The organism is Pandoraea horticolens (assembly GCF_902459555.1).
Lineage (GTDB): Bacteria > Pseudomonadota > Gammaproteobacteria > Burkholderiales > Burkholderiaceae > Pandoraea > Pandoraea horticolens.
Map to the genome: position 1 here is coordinate 34878 of NZ_CABPSM010000004.1, position 13501 is coordinate 48378.

Genomic DNA, 13501 nt, shown 5'->3' on the forward strand with positions numbered 1-13501 from the left:
GGGCCGAAGGGCCACACCCGTCCGATGGTCAGTCAGGAAATTCCGCAGGCATTTTGCAGTGATATGACAGACTCGAAACGATTTGCGCCCGATGGGCGTCCCGTCACGGAAGTGGCCGTTGGTGTAATGGTGCGCCCGGATGGCTCGGTGCTCCTTGGACAGCGTCCTGCGGGTAAGCCGTATGCGGGCTACTGGGAATTCCCGGGCGGCAAGCTCGAAGCGGGCGAGTCGGTGGCTGCGGCGCTGGCGCGCGAACTGCATGAGGAACTCGGCGTGACCGTGCAGCGCTGCGCGCCGTGGCGCGTTCTCGAACACGATTACCCGCATGCGTATGTCCGTCTGCATTTCTGCAAGGTGACGGCATGGCAGGGGGAGCCGCACGGCAAGGAAGGTCAAGCGCTGGCGTGGGAGCGTCCGCCGGTGAGCGTTGAGCCGCTGCTGCCGGCCGCGCTGCCGCCGTTGACGTGGCTCGCCGAGGAATTGGCGGCGAAACTGTAACGAGGGCGGCCGTTGCCGGTGGGGCGACGACGAGAGGCGCTTCTGAGTGTCCATCCGGCGAAACGCCGTGCGGCTTAACGCTGTGTCGGATCGAGTGGTGCGTCCTGCGACGGGTCGTCCGGCGATTCGGCGGGGATCGTGTACTTCTCGGCCGCCCAGGCACCCATGTCGATCTGCTTGCAACGCTCGGAGCAAAACGGGCGGAACTTGGCCTGCGGTCCCCAGACCACCTTCTTGCCGCAGGTCGGACAGTTGATGACCGTCGTCATGGTCTTAAAGATTGCAGAGCGTCAGCAGGAACGGCACGTCGCTGTCGACGGGGCGCGGCTTCAGATCGCCGTCCTGCGTCGTGAAGCGCACCCACAGCATGTACTTGTTGGCGCTGGCTTCGGGAATGACGCGCAGATCGGCCGCGACACGCACCTGCATGAGCTGGTAGACGCGTCCGGTCAGCATCTGCTGATAGCTGCCTTGCTGTGCCATCGCCTTGCTGGCGTGGCCGGACTCGCGAGCGAGGCCCAGCACGATGCCAATGGCCTCACGCAGCGGAAGTAGCGGACCGATCCATTTGTCGATGTCGTGACGGCGCTGTTCAGCGTCGTTGTGACGCCACGCGTAATACGACGGCAGATCGAAACGGCACGTGCCACCCGGGATCACGGAGCGGCTGCGGATACTTGCGAGCCATTCGTTGTCGTTCAGGTGTTGGCCGGGTTTGCCGGGAATCTGGTTGAGGTTCGCGATAGCCAGCTCGACTTCGCCGATGAACTGCTCGAGCGCGTCGGAGGCGATATCGGGATTGCCGCGATAGGTATGAAGCGTTTGACGCTGCCGGTCGAGTTCCTTGACCAGATCGTTCTTCAGGTCGGTGCGTCCGGCAATGTCGGCAATCTCGAACATCGTGATCAGCGCCGCATGGTGATCGAGCGGCTGATCCTGTCCGACGAAAAAGGCAAAGCGCCCGAACAGCTCTTCTAGCCGAAGCAGCGTGCGAATGCGTTCGTTGAGCGGATATTCGTACAGGATCAAGCGCGTTGGCCCAAGAGTTGGCGCTTTTCAGCGTAATGGCGACATTCTAATGCCGGAATCTGTCGGGGTGCAACGCGAGTGGGCGCTCAATCGAAGGCGGTGTGCCCCCAGTTACACAGGAAACGAGGCCGCCAACGTCGATTAATTGCCCTCCACTTGCGCCGCGAGCTTCAGATAAGCCGCATGCAAACGGTCAACCTGAGGCGCCAGCGGTGCGTGCTGAACATCGTTGTCGATGACGTCGTCGGCCGCAGTGAGCCGCTGCGCGCGGGTGGCCTGCCGCGCCATGATCGCCTGCACCTGCTCACGGGTGAAGCGGTTACGGGACATTACCCGCGCGATCTGCGTTTCCTCGGTGCAGTCGACGACGAGCACCCGCTGCACCCGCTCGCGCCACGTACCGGATTCCACCAGCAGCGGTACGACGAAAATCAGATATGGCCCTTCCGCCTCGGCGGCAGCGCGCTCACACTCTGTGCGAATTAGCGGATGGGTAATCGCCTCTAAACGCGTTCTTGCTGCGTCGTCGGTGAAGACCGCCTCGCGCATGCGTGCGCGGTCGAGCGAGCCGTCCGGGGCGACAAAGGCGTCGCCGAACTCGCGCCGGATCGCGGGCATGGCGGCACCCCCCGGTGCCGTGATGCTGTGCGCAATGGCGTCGGTGTCGATGATAACGATGCCGTGGGTGGCGAACAGATTGGCGACGGTCGTCTTGCCGCTGCCGATGCCGCCGGTCAGGCCGATGGCGTAAGTCATGGCGTTCCTCCGATCCAGATCATCAGACCGTTGCCGCAGAACAGCGTAGCGATGCCCGCTGCTGCGAGAAAAGCGCCGAACGGAAACATCTGGTCGCTACGCAGGCGTCCGGCGATCCATGCGCTGCCGGCCACAACGATCGCCAGCAGGCAAGCGAGCGTGAGGATCTGCAATAACGCCGTCCAGCCGAACCACGCACCCAGCGCCGCATAGAGTTTGAAGTCGCCGAAGCCCATGCCTTCGCGGCGACGCAGCCACCAGTACACCCAATACAACGCCCACAGGCTCATGTAGCCTGCGGCGGCGCCAACGACCGCTGCAGGCAGTGCGGCGAACCAGTGGCCGAGGTTGCAGAGCAGTCCAACCCAGAGCAAGGGCAGCGTCAGCATGTCGGGCAGGAGTTGTGTGTCGTAGTCGATGTAGGCGAGGGCGATCAGTGTCCAGACAAGTCCGAGTGCACCGATACTCTGCCATGTCGGGCCGAAGCGCCAACTGATCGCGACACTGAGCACGCCACTTAGTAGCGATAACTGCCAGCGGCGTGTCGGGGCAGTATCAAGTCGCGCGAGGTGTGGCGAGGCGAGGGAACCCGCCCGCGTCATCGCGGCGGACGGCAGGGCGGCCGGATGCGAGGGGGCGTGAAGCGGTGGGGTGCCGCTCGCATCGGCGGCCTGCATCTCTTCGAGCCATGCCTGTTCGACGGCGAGCGGCACGCGTCGCACGATGACATCGAGGCCGAGCCCGGCGATGATGCCCACGGCCGCGAACAGCAAAAGGCGCCAGTGAGGTTCCAGTTGCGCTAGCCAGTCGACAAGAAGCAGCTCTGCGTCACCGTTCATGCGACACCGTATCCGAGTTGGAACATCGGCAGGTACATGGCGAGGACCATGCCACCGATCAGCAGGCCAAGAAACGTAATCATCATAGGTTCCAGCGTCGCGCAGGCACTGACCAGCGCATGCGAGGCCTCTTCGTCGAGCAGGCCGGCGGCCTGGTTGAGCATGCGCCCGAGTGTACCCGATTCCTCCCCGATCACGGCCAGTTGCGCGATCACCAGCGGCCAATGCGCGTGAGCCTCGAGCGAACTCGCGAGTCGTGCGCCGCGGGCAACCGCCCGATGCACGTCGTGTGCTGCTTGCTGCATGACGAGGTTGCCGCATGCGCTCGCGGCGGCGTCCATCGCATCGGGCAGCGCGACGCCCGCGTCGACCAGTGTGCCGAGGGTTCTGGCCCACCTCGCGGCGCTCATCATGCGAATGATCCGGCCGGCGCCGGGTAGCCGCAATATCAGACGATCTCGTAGCCGCCGTATGCGCGTGCTGCGACGCCATGCTGCCGTGACGACCAACCCCGTCGCGCCGAGACCGGCCAGCAGCCATGGCCCGTTGGCCAGCGACGCGCGTGATATGTCGATGAGCCACCGGGTGAGGGGGGGCAATGGCACGCCGCCACCGGCGGCGCTGGCGAACAGTCGCTCGAACTCTGGGATGACCCATTGCAGCAGCGCGATCACGACGGTGATGGCAATCACCAGCACCGTCGACGGATAGGCAAGCGCCCGCTGGAGCTTTTCCTTTACGGCTCGTGTTTGATCGTACTGCGCACTAAGACGCGCCAGCGTCGGGCCAAGCTGACCGCTCAATTCCCCGGCAGCGATCAGTTGACAGTCGACGCTGCTGAATCGGCGGCTGGTTCGCGCCATGGCTTGCGCTAACGGATGCCCTTGCGCGACGTCCGATCCGACGGCAGAGGCTAGCCGTTTGAGTCCTCGTGTGTGGGCGCCGCGTGCGAGCACGTCGAGCGCGGCCGTGAGTGGCACGCCCGTGCCCAGCAGCGTGGCAAGACGCCGGACAAGATCGGTGGCGTCTGCCGCGCCGACTCGCCCTGCCGGGGTATGTCTGCGGCCCGCACGGATATGCGTGATGGTCAGACGTTGGTCGCGAAGCATCAGGCGCGCAGCAGCTTCACCGGGAGCCATCACTTCTCCCCGGCGATGTTGCCCGTCGGCATCCGTACCTTGCCATCGCCAGCGGCGGGAGTGTGTCATCGATGCCATGGCTTATTCCTCTGCGATAAGACACGCGGCCGAGATCGATGTACTCCCATTGAACGCCGGTGCGTTGTGCATGACGAGGCAGGCGGTGCGTGGTGCCCCGCATGTTGTGAACGTGCGTCAGGCAGGCGTTGTCGCATCGACATCCTCCTCGCTGACCGTGCCTGCCGCGGCATGCCAGAGCCCGGCTTCACGCAATGTCATGACGCCTTCGCTTCGGGCTTGTGCCGCAAGTTCGTGTGGGCTGCGGCCCTGCGCTATGTTGATCGCCTGTGTCGCGCTGATCGGCATCACCTGAAAGGCACCGATGCGCCCGGCAAAGCCGGTGCCATGGCAGCGCATGCAGCGATGTCCGGGCGGTGCCGTGCCTTCGGATGCAGCGCTGGGTTGGCACCCCGCCGGGCAGCGTCTTGGGAGCAATCGCTGTGCACTGATGACCAGCAGCGTCGACGAAAGATTGAATGGCGCAACCCCGAGGTCGAACAGTCGGGCGAGTGTGCTGGGCGCGTCGTTCGCGTGAACGGTCGCGAAGACGAGGTGTCCGGTCTGTGCCGCCTGCACGGCGATCTCGGCGGTTTGCGGATCGCGGATTTCGCCAACGACGAGCACGTCAGGGTCCTGTCGCAGAAACGCGCGCAGGGCGGTTGCAAAGTCGAGCCCGGCACGTTCGTTGAGATTGACCTGCGTGATACCCGGCAAGCGAATTTCGACCGGGTCTTCGATGGTGACGATGTTGCGCGATGTGTCGTTGAGTCGCCGCAGGCAACTGTAGAGCGAGACCGTCTTGCCGCTGCCCGTCGGGCCGGTCAGCAGGATCATGCCGTGCGGCTGGGCAATCGCGCGCGCGAGCGCAAGGTACTGCTTTGGTGTGTACCCAAGACCTTCCAGCGAGAGCGGAACCTTCGCACCGTCGAGCAAGCGCACGACCACCTTTTCACCGTGCAGCGTGGGCAGCGCGCTGACGCGGCATTCGACCGGCTCGCCCGCTTCGCGCCACACCATGCGCCCGTCCTGGGGCAGGCGCTTCTGCGCGATATCCAGATTGGCGAGTACCTTGATACGCGAGATGAGCATGTCGCGCCACGGCATGGGCACGTCGCGGTGCTCTTGCAGACGGCCATCGATGCGTAGCCGAATGCGGAAGCGTTGTGCCATTGGTTCGAAATGCACATCGGATGCACCCGCCCGAATGGCTTCGCTCAGCATCTGCTCGAGGAACTGTAACGGCGTAGCAGCGCTGCGTGACGTGGCGAGTGGTGCGGTAAGTGGCCCGGTAAGCGACCCGGCGATGGCCGGTACGGTCGCGCGGCTATCGGCGGCGCGCGCCGCGTCTGCGGATTCGGAAGCGTGAAATGACATGACAGGGTTTGGCGAGGACTGGGTGAAGCTTCAGTCTCGTCAAAACCCTGGGGCAGCTCAATCGGAATTGCCCGAAAAATGGGGCGATGTCACTGGCAGTGAGCGAGTGCGGCTCAATCGTGCGACGCGCGTGCGGCTGGCTTGAACAGACGCACCATCTTGATGGCCTGATTGTCGATTTGCACGATTTCCATGCGCACACCGCTGATTTCCAGACTGACGGCGGCTTCGGGAATCTCGCGCAGCACTTCCAGGATCAGGCCGTTGAGGGTCTTCGGGCCATCGGTCGGCAGATGCAGATTCAAGCGCCGGTTCAGATCGCGCAGTCCCACGCCGCCGCTGACCAGGCAATCGTCGTTCGTCGTCCAGCCTGAGCGACTGCCACCCGTGCCAGGCACACTCGTCGTGAATTCGCCGATGAGTTCTTCGATGATGTCCTCGGTGGTGACCAGCCCTTCAACCTCACCGTATTCGTTGACGACCAGCCCCACGCGCCGATGGTTCTCCTGGAAGTACTGCAACTGGCGCAGCGCCGGCGTGTCGCTCGGGATGAAGTACGGGTCAACGAGCAGCGCACGCAAGGTATCGACCGTGAGGTCGTCGGGGTGTCGTAGCGCGGCAAGCGTGCGACGTACCGGAAGAATGCCGACGATGCGATCGATGTCGCCGTCATAGACAGGCAGCTTGTTGTGATAGCACGTCTCAAGTTGCGTAAGGATCGTGTCGAGCGGCGCCGAAATGTCGAGCGCCTCAATGCGCGCGCGCGGCACCATCACGTCGTCGATGGTGATGTTCTCGAGATCGAGCAAATTGAGCAGCACGCTGCGCGGCTTGGTCGGTATGTAATTGCCGGCCTCGAGCACGATGGTGCGCAATTCTTCCGTGGTGAGGCGAGGTTCGTTTGCTGCACGGCGCGTATCGATGCGCAGCACGCGCAGCATGCCGCGCACGAAGCCGTTGAGCACCCAGACGAGCGGCGTGGCCACTTTCACGATCGGCTTGAGCAGCGTGCTGGCCGGTAACGCGATGCGCTCGGGATATGTAGCCCCTACGATTTTCGGACCGATCTCGGCGAAGATGATGATAAGCAACGCAATGAGCGCGGTCGCGATCGACAGCGTGACGGCGTCGTTACCGAAATAGCGCACCGCAATCGATGTGGTGAGCACCGGCACGACGGTATTGATGACGTTATTGCCGACGAGAATCGTGGAGAGCAGCGCTTCAGTGCGCGAGAGCAGGCCCTGAGTGGCCTTGGCGCCGTGGACGTTCATCCGTACCAGATGTTTCAGGCGATGGCGATTGAGCGCCATCATGCTCGTCTCGGAAATGGAAAAGAATCCCGAGCAGACGATCAGGAGGGCGACGGCGCAAATCTGCGCCCATAAGGGCAAGGCTTCCAAGCGTTAGGGCGCGCGAATGGCGAGTGGGGTGGCAATGAGTCGCCACTATAGCAGAGGGGGTGGGGCGCCCGTCATACGGGCTGGGGCGCACGATGCGTCAGATCGAATGAGACGGGCTGCATGGCATTCGAGCCTGTTTCGCCAGGGGAACCCCATATGGACAACGAATGCTGCGGGCATAAAAAAACCGCCGGACACGTCCGGCGGTTTTTTTGCTTTGCTTGAGAGCAAAGTAAATCCTGGTCGGGGTGAGAGGATTCGAACCTCCGGCCTCTACGTCCCGAACGTAGCGCTCTACCAGGCTAAGCTACACCCCGCTTCGATACTGCTGCTCCACCGTTAAGTGCGTCGCGCTATCGAGTAAGAACACAATTCTAGCAGGCTATTTTTATATTGGGAAGAGGGCAGCGCAGAAATTGTTTGTGCTGCCGCATCCGCCTCTTCTTTCGCGCGTGCGAGCGTGTAGTCGAGTGCGCCCGTGCGCGTGATTGCCGCGAGGATCGGTTCGAACTTGTCGGTGCCGCCGTTCTCGATGGCTTCGCGCACGAGGGCGCGTTCTTCATCCGTGCCGTGTTGCAGCACATGAATGAGCGGCAGCGTCGGCTTGCCCTCGCGCAGGTCGTCGCCCGCGTTCTTGCCCATCGCGTCGGTGTCGCCCGCGTAATCGAGCCAATCGTCCATCAACTGGAACGCCGTCCCCAGACGGCCGCCGTATTCACGCACGGCCGCTTCGGTCTGCGCGTCGGCATTGGCGAGTACTGCAGCGAGTTGCGTGGCCGCTTCGAACAGCGTGGCCGTTTTGTATTGGATGACTTGCAGGTAGCGCGCTTCGTCGACGTCCGGGTCGTGCATGTTCAGCAACTGCAGCACTTCGCCTTCGGCGATCACGTTGGTCGCTCGCGCAAGAATCTGCATCACACGCATGTTGTCCACGCTCACCATCATTTCGAAGGAGCGCGAATACAGGAAGTCGCCCACAAGCACCGACGCCGCATTGCCGAACAGCGCGTTGGCGGTCTGTTTGCCGCGGCGCAGGTCGGATTCGTCGACGACGTCGTCGTGAAGCAGCGTTGAGGTGTGAATGAATTCGATGACTGCGGCCAGTTCGAAGCGATGCGGCGAACTCACGCCGAGCGCACCGGCCACGAGCAGCAGCAATGCCGGACGCAGCCGCTTGCCGCCCGAATTGATGATGTATTCCGAGATCTGATTGATCAGGACCACCTCGGAGGCCAGCCGGTGGCGGATAAGCTGGTCGACGGCACGCATGTCGTCGGCGATGGCGGCCAGTACGTTCTGGGGAGAAGTCGAAGCAGTCAAGACAAGGCTCGGGTGAGGAAAAATTCGCCCCAAATTATATAGTGCGCGCGGCGACTTTCGGGGACCAGCCCCGCGTAATGGCTGGTTTGACGGAAGTCTTTGACTCAAAAGGAGAAAGTCTGTATAATTCCCGGTTTTCGTGCGCGCATTCGTTGCGTCGGGTCCGAAAATACTTCGGTATAACGGTCCGCGGCGGGTGTGATCGGCCGGTAAGTCGAGTCCTTTCGGGGCCCTCGGCCGGCACGGAAATTCTCTTGTTTATGAGTGAGGTTCAACAATGTACGCGGTCATAAAAACCGGCGGTAAGCAATATAAAGTTGCTGCTGGCGAAAAGCTCAAAGTAGAACAGATACCGGCTGACATTGGCGCTGAAATCACCATCGACCAGGTTCTCGCCGTTGGCGAGGGCGAATCGATTAAGTTCGGTGCGCCGTTGGTCAGTGGGGCTTCCGTCAAGGCTACCGTTATCGCCCAAGGTCGTCACCCCAAGGTGAAGATTTTCAAGATGCGCCGTCGCAAGCACTACCAAAAGCGTCAAGGCCATCGCCAAAACTACACCGAGCTGCGCATCGACAGCATCAACGGCTAATCGATCAAGCTAGGTAAGGAGTTAAGTCATGGCACACAAAAAAGCAGGCGGATCGTCCCGTAACGGCCGCGATTCTGAGTCGAAGCGCCTCGGCGTGAAGGTGTACGGCGGTCAGGCAATCCTGGCTGGCGGCATCATCGTTCGCCAACGTGGTACTCGTATGCATGCCGGCGAAAACGTCGGTATCGGTAAGGACCACACGCTGTTCGCACTGGCCGACGGTCATGTGCAATTCGCCGTCAAGGGCGCAGCGAAGAAGCAAGTGGTTAGCGTGGTGCCGGCAGCGTAAGCTAAGCCTTTTGCCACCAAAAGGCTCCGCTCTCATGCGGAGCCTTTTTTGTTTGTCCCGCCTGTGCGCCGCAAGCATCGCGCGCCCGGCCGGATCATTGAACAGTATTTGGATCGTCTGCGGACGGTCGATTGAGCGGAACGAACCCACATGAAATTCATTGACGCAGCGCGTATCGAGGTGATCGCCGGGAATGGCGGCAATGGCTCGGCATCGATGCGCCGTGAGAAGTTCGTGCCTTTCGGTGGACCTGACGGCGGCGACGGCGGTCGCGGCGGCAGTGTGTATGCCGTGGCGGATCGCAACATCAACACCCTGATCGATTACCGTTATTCGAAGAAGCATCTGGCGAAGAACGGCGAATCCGGTCGCGGCGCAGATTGCTACGGCAAAGGCGGCGAGGACATTTTCCTGCGCATGCCGGTCGGCACCATCATCAGCGACATGGAAACCGGCGAGACCATCGCCGATCTGACCGAACACGGCCAGGAAGTCGTGCTCGCGCAAGGCGGCGCAGGCGGTCTAGGCAACCTCCATTTCAAGTCGAGCACGAACCGTGCACCCCGTCAGAAGACGGATGGCAAACCCGGCGAGCGCCGTATGCTCCAGCTCGAGCTGAAGGTGCTCGCGGACGTCGGTCTGCTCGGCATGCCGAATGCGGGTAAGTCGACGTTCATCGCATCGGTATCGAATGCGCGTCCGAAGATCGCGGATTACCCATTCACGACGTTGCACCCGAATTTGGGTGTCGTGCGCACCGCGCCGGGCAAGAGTTTCGTGATCGCCGATATTCCTGGCCTGATCGAAGGCGCTGCGGAAGGTGCGGGGCTGGGTCACCAGTTCCTGCGTCACTTGCAGCGTACCGGCTTGTTGCTCCATATCGTGGACATCGCACCGTTCGACGAAGGCGTCGACCCGGTGGTCGATGCACAGGCCATCGTTCTCGAACTACAGAAGTACGACGAGGAGCTGTTCCAGAAGCCCCGCTGGCTGGTGCTCAACAAGGTCGACATGGTGCCCGAAGCGGAGCGTGCCGAGCGCGTGGCCGACTTCAAGAAGCGCTTCGGCTGGAGTGGCCCCACGTTCGAGATTTCCGCGCTGACGGGCGAAGGCTGCGAGAAGCTGTGTCTGGCGGTACAGGAATATCTTTACCAGCAACGTGGTGCTGTCGAAGAAGCGCTTGAAGACGCCGCACTGGACCCGCGTTTCCGCGCAGGCAGTGCCGCCCCGGCCGAACCGGCTGCAGACGCCGCACCGCAAACGCCCCCGGACGACGCGCCAAAGGCGTAAACTTCTCGTCACTCAAATGCGGGGTGCTGTCGCGCCGGTTTGCCTCACCCCCCGTGAACCGGCTGCTGTAGCCATGTGAGGGAAGGGCGGTCCTGCGTCACTTCCCGGCGACTGCAGCGGCCCGTCTTCCCAATATATCCGCAGGAGAATCCAGGTCCATGCGTTCGGTCATCGCCGATGCCAAGCGGCTTGTGGTGAAAGTGGGCTCCAGTCTCGTGACCAACGACGGTCGCGGTCTGGACGATGTTGCCATTGCGCGATGGGCGCAACAGATCGCCGCGCTGCGGCACGGTGGCGACGGACGTGCGCCAAAGCAGGTGGTGCTCGTCAGTTCGGGCGCCATTGCCGAGGGAATGCAGCGTCTGGGTTGGGCGCGCCGCCCGAAGGCCATCGATGAACTTCAGGCGGCTGCTGCCGTAGGCCAGATGGGCCTGGCGCAGGTCTACGAGACCCGCTTCGCCGAACACGGCGTGCGAACCGCACAGATTCTCCTCACGCATGCCGATCTGGCAGACCGCGAACGCTATCTGAATGCGCGGACGACCTTGCTGACGTTGTTGCGACTCGGCGTGGTGCCGATCATCAACGAGAACGACACGGTGGTGACTGACGAAATCAAGTTCGGCGACAACGACACGCTGGGTGCGCTCGTGACCAATTTGATCGACGGCGACGCGCTGGTCATCCTGACCGATCAATCGGGCCTGTACACGGCCGACCCGCGTAAACACCCTGACGCCGAGTTCGTGCACGAGGCCGAAGCGGGTGACGAGCGTCTGGAAGCGATGGCCGGGGGTGCCGGGACCAACATCGGACGCGGCGGCATGCTGACCAAGATCCTTGCGGCCAAGCGCGCGGCCACGAGCGGCGCGCATACCGTGATCGCGTCGGGGCGCGAAGCCGACGTGCTCGTGCGTCTGGCTGGCGGCGAAGCGATCGGCACGCAATTGGTCGCCCGCACCGCGGTGCTCACGGCACGTAAGCAGTGGATGGCCGACCATCTGCAAGTGCGCGGCCGTGTCGTGATCGATGCGGGCGCGTGCAAGAAGCTGGTGGAAGAGGGCAAGAGCTTGTTGCCGATCGGCGTGATCGACGTCGAGGGCACGTTTGCGCGCGGGGAGGTGATTGCCTGCATGGACGAAGCCGGTCATGAAGTCGCGCGGGGCCTGTCCAACTACAGTGCCTCCGAGACACGACTGATTCGCCGTCACCCGAGCAGCGATATCGAGCAGGTGCTGGGCTTTGCGAACGAGCCGGAACTGATTCATCGCGACAATCTGATTCTGCGCTGAGCCGCAGGGCAGGGCGCGCATCCCTCGCATCGAACGTAAAAAAACGCCGGCACGCAATGCGTGACCGGCGTTTTCTTTCGATGAAGCGTGACAGGCGAGACCCGCCTGCTGCGCTCAGCGGTAGGTCGGATTGGTCGTCGGGAAGCGCAAGCCCTGAACGATGGCCTTGGCGTTGCCTGCCGGCGTCTTGTCCTGGCAAAGATAATCGCGGTACAGAATGCCCTGATAGGCCGTCGAGCCATACGGCCTGATCGGGCGCCATTCGCTGTTGCGCGCCGGGATCCAGGTGCCGTCGGGACGAGCCGTGGCATACAGACGCGACTCGAACGACGAGCAATGAATGCCTTCGTACGACACGTTACGCGCGCCTTGCTTGCTGCGAATCACGGCGATATAGCGGACCACGCCGTCGTCCGTCACCTGCACCGACTTCGTGTCGATGGCGTAGTCGAGCGTCGCGTTCGGCAAGGTGGGGAAGCTCACAAGGTCGGCGTCTTGCGGCGGCGTTGTCGGCAGAGCGTACTCCGCTTCCTTCCATTTGCCCTTGGCGGCTTCCTGCTGGGCGATGTATTCGTCGAAATCCTGGACGGGTTGCGACATGCTGCTGCAGCCGGCAATCAGCGCCAGAGCGGCCAGAGGAGCCAGGGCGGCCAGGCGCTGGGCGTGGCGGGCAAAGAAAGGACGCATGAGATGTGGATGAGAAGTCGGTTGGACGGCGGATGAACGAAAGCGGGCAATCCGCGCGGCATCCCGGAGGACGCCAGGTCAAAAAAGGGCGCGGGCATGACGCCCGCGACCGATGATGGGACAAGCCGGCCGCGGCCTGGTTCAGTGCTCCCGGGGTGGCATACCCGAACTGGCGGTGTCTGCTGCTTCGCCGGGGCTGCCGCAGTTCTCGCTATTGCACCTGTCGTCATGCGCGTCGGTGCCGCCTGGCGGCATGTCTTCGATCCGGGCGCCGGCGCGCGGAAACCGCCGCCGGTCATGCTGCGCGCGTGCGGCCGAGCGTCGCAGATAGCGCGATAGCTCGTTCAGGGCGAGCTGATACACCTCGCGCTTGAATTCGATCACTGCGTCGAGCGGCACCCAGTACTCGTTCCAACGCCAGGCGTCGAACTCGGGATGATCAGTGGCGCGCAGGCAGATGTCGCAATCGCGACCGACCATGCGCAGCAGGAACCAGATTTGCTTCTGGCCCCGGTAATGTCCGCGCACTTCGCGCTTGATGAACTTGTCCGGCACCTCATAACGCAGCCAGTCGCGTGTGCGACCGATGACTTTGACGTGTTCTGGCTTTAGCCCGGTTTCCTCGTGCAATTCTCGGAACATGGCCTGTTCAGGCGTTTCGCCGTACTTGATGCCGCCTTGCGGGAACTGCCAAGAGTGCTCGCCCAGCCGCTTGCCCCAGAACACTTCATTGCGTGCGTTTAAGAGGATGATGCCGACGTTCGGGCGAAAGCCTTCACGGTCAAGCATACAACCACCCTTGAATCCTTTAAAATTGCTTCGATTATAAACAGATAATCACCGGCGCGGCGGCCGGCGGCGGCTCGGGTGACCGGGGCGGCGTGTACGGCCGGCGGGTGTCTCAGGGGCTGCGACGACGTTTTGGCGCGCCCCGGC

General features: G+C 62.8%; 15 protein-coding genes and 1 tRNA gene. 5 read left to right on the forward strand and 11 right to left on the reverse strand.

Translation table 11 applies throughout. The annotated features are described in order from the left end of the window. Positions 1 to 63 precede the first annotated feature (63 nt). Complete coding sequence (locus PHO31112_RS08610; protein ID WP_010803920.1) at positions 64 to 498, forward strand: NUDIX domain-containing protein; 435 nt, start codon at positions 64 to 66, stop codon at positions 496 to 498. Positions 499 to 572: 74 nt separating this feature from the next. On the opposite strand, the gene yacG is transcribed toward PHO31112_RS08610, so the two are convergent. The 9 genes from yacG to PHO31112_RS08655 all read right to left on the reverse strand — a co-directional run bounded on the left by yacG (position 573) and on the right by PHO31112_RS08655 (position 8367). Then, positions 573 to 767 carry a DNA gyrase inhibitor YacG gene (gene yacG / locus PHO31112_RS08615; protein WP_010803921.1) on the reverse strand — a complete coding sequence of 65 codons (195 nt, stop codon included), beginning with the start codon at positions 765 to 767 and terminating at the stop codon, positions 573 to 575. Positions 768 to 771: 4 nt separating this feature from the next. Beyond that, positions 772 to 1527 (reverse strand): cell division protein ZapD, encoded by a 756-nt coding sequence (gene zapD, locus PHO31112_RS08620; protein ID WP_010803922.1) that lies wholly within the window; start codon positions 1525 to 1527, stop codon positions 772 to 774. Between the two features lie 141 nt (positions 1528 to 1668). After that, positions 1669 to 2283, reverse strand: coding sequence for a dephospho-CoA kinase (gene coaE / locus PHO31112_RS08625; RefSeq protein ID WP_150620147.1), 615 nt, complete (start codon positions 2281 to 2283; stop codon positions 1669 to 1671). Then, positions 2280 to 3122, reverse strand: coding sequence for a prepilin peptidase (locus PHO31112_RS08630; protein WP_150620148.1), 843 nt, complete (start codon positions 3120 to 3122; stop codon positions 2280 to 2282). The genes coaE and PHO31112_RS08630 overlap by 4 nt, the downstream gene beginning before the upstream one ends. Continuing rightward, entirely contained in the window at positions 3119 to 4339 is a 1221-nt protein-coding gene (locus PHO31112_RS08635; RefSeq protein WP_150620149.1) for a type II secretion system F family protein, read from the reverse strand. The genes PHO31112_RS08630 and PHO31112_RS08635 overlap by 4 nt, the downstream gene beginning before the upstream one ends. 117 nt (positions 4340 to 4456) lie before the next feature. Further along, complete coding sequence (locus PHO31112_RS08640; protein WP_246177885.1) at positions 4457 to 5695, reverse strand: GspE/PulE family protein; 1239 nt, start codon at positions 5693 to 5695, stop codon at positions 4457 to 4459. Positions 5696 to 5808: 113 nt separating this feature from the next. Continuing rightward, positions 5809 to 7098: an HlyC/CorC family transporter gene (locus PHO31112_RS08645; protein WP_150620150.1), complete on the reverse strand. Its 1290-nt coding sequence runs from the start codon at positions 7096 to 7098 to the stop codon at positions 5809 to 5811. 240 nt (positions 7099 to 7338) lie between these two features. Continuing rightward, positions 7339 to 7415 (reverse strand) — tRNA-Pro (locus PHO31112_RS08650). 22 nt (positions 7416 to 7437) lie between these two features. After that, positions 7438 to 8367 (reverse strand): polyprenyl synthetase family protein, encoded by a 930-nt coding sequence (locus PHO31112_RS08655; protein WP_010803929.1) that lies wholly within the window; start codon positions 8365 to 8367, stop codon positions 7438 to 7440. Between the two features lie 328 nt (positions 8368 to 8695). On the opposite strand from PHO31112_RS08655, the gene rplU reads away from it, so the two are divergent. The 4 genes from rplU (at position 8696) to proB (ending at position 11878) form a co-directional block, all read left to right on the forward strand. Further along, positions 8696 to 9007: a 50S ribosomal protein L21 gene (rplU, locus tag PHO31112_RS08660; RefSeq protein ID WP_010803930.1), complete on the forward strand. Its 312-nt coding sequence runs from the start codon at positions 8696 to 8698 to the stop codon at positions 9005 to 9007. Positions 9008 to 9035: 28 nt separating this feature from the next. Continuing rightward, entirely contained in the window at positions 9036 to 9296 is a 261-nt protein-coding gene (rpmA, locus tag PHO31112_RS08665; protein ID WP_010803931.1) for a 50S ribosomal protein L27, read from the forward strand. Positions 9297 to 9446: 150 nt separating this feature from the next. Further along, entirely contained in the window at positions 9447 to 10586 is a 1140-nt protein-coding gene (cgtA, locus tag PHO31112_RS08670) for an Obg family GTPase CgtA (RefSeq protein WP_150620151.1), read from the forward strand. A 158-nt stretch (positions 10587 to 10744) separates the two neighbouring features. Then, entirely contained in the window at positions 10745 to 11878 is a 1134-nt protein-coding gene (gene proB / locus PHO31112_RS08675; RefSeq protein ID WP_010803933.1) for a glutamate 5-kinase, read from the forward strand. 114 nt (positions 11879 to 11992) lie between these two features. Here proB and PHO31112_RS08680 read toward each other — a convergent pair whose 3' ends face one another. Next, positions 11993 to 12478, reverse strand: coding sequence for a CNP1-like family protein (locus tag PHO31112_RS08680; protein ID WP_174995626.1), 486 nt, complete (start codon positions 12476 to 12478; stop codon positions 11993 to 11995). 228 nt (positions 12479 to 12706) lie between these two features. Further along, complete coding sequence (locus PHO31112_RS08685; RefSeq protein WP_150620153.1) at positions 12707 to 13354, reverse strand: RNA pyrophosphohydrolase; 648 nt, start codon at positions 13352 to 13354, stop codon at positions 12707 to 12709. Positions 13355 to 13501: the final 147 nt, after the last annotated feature.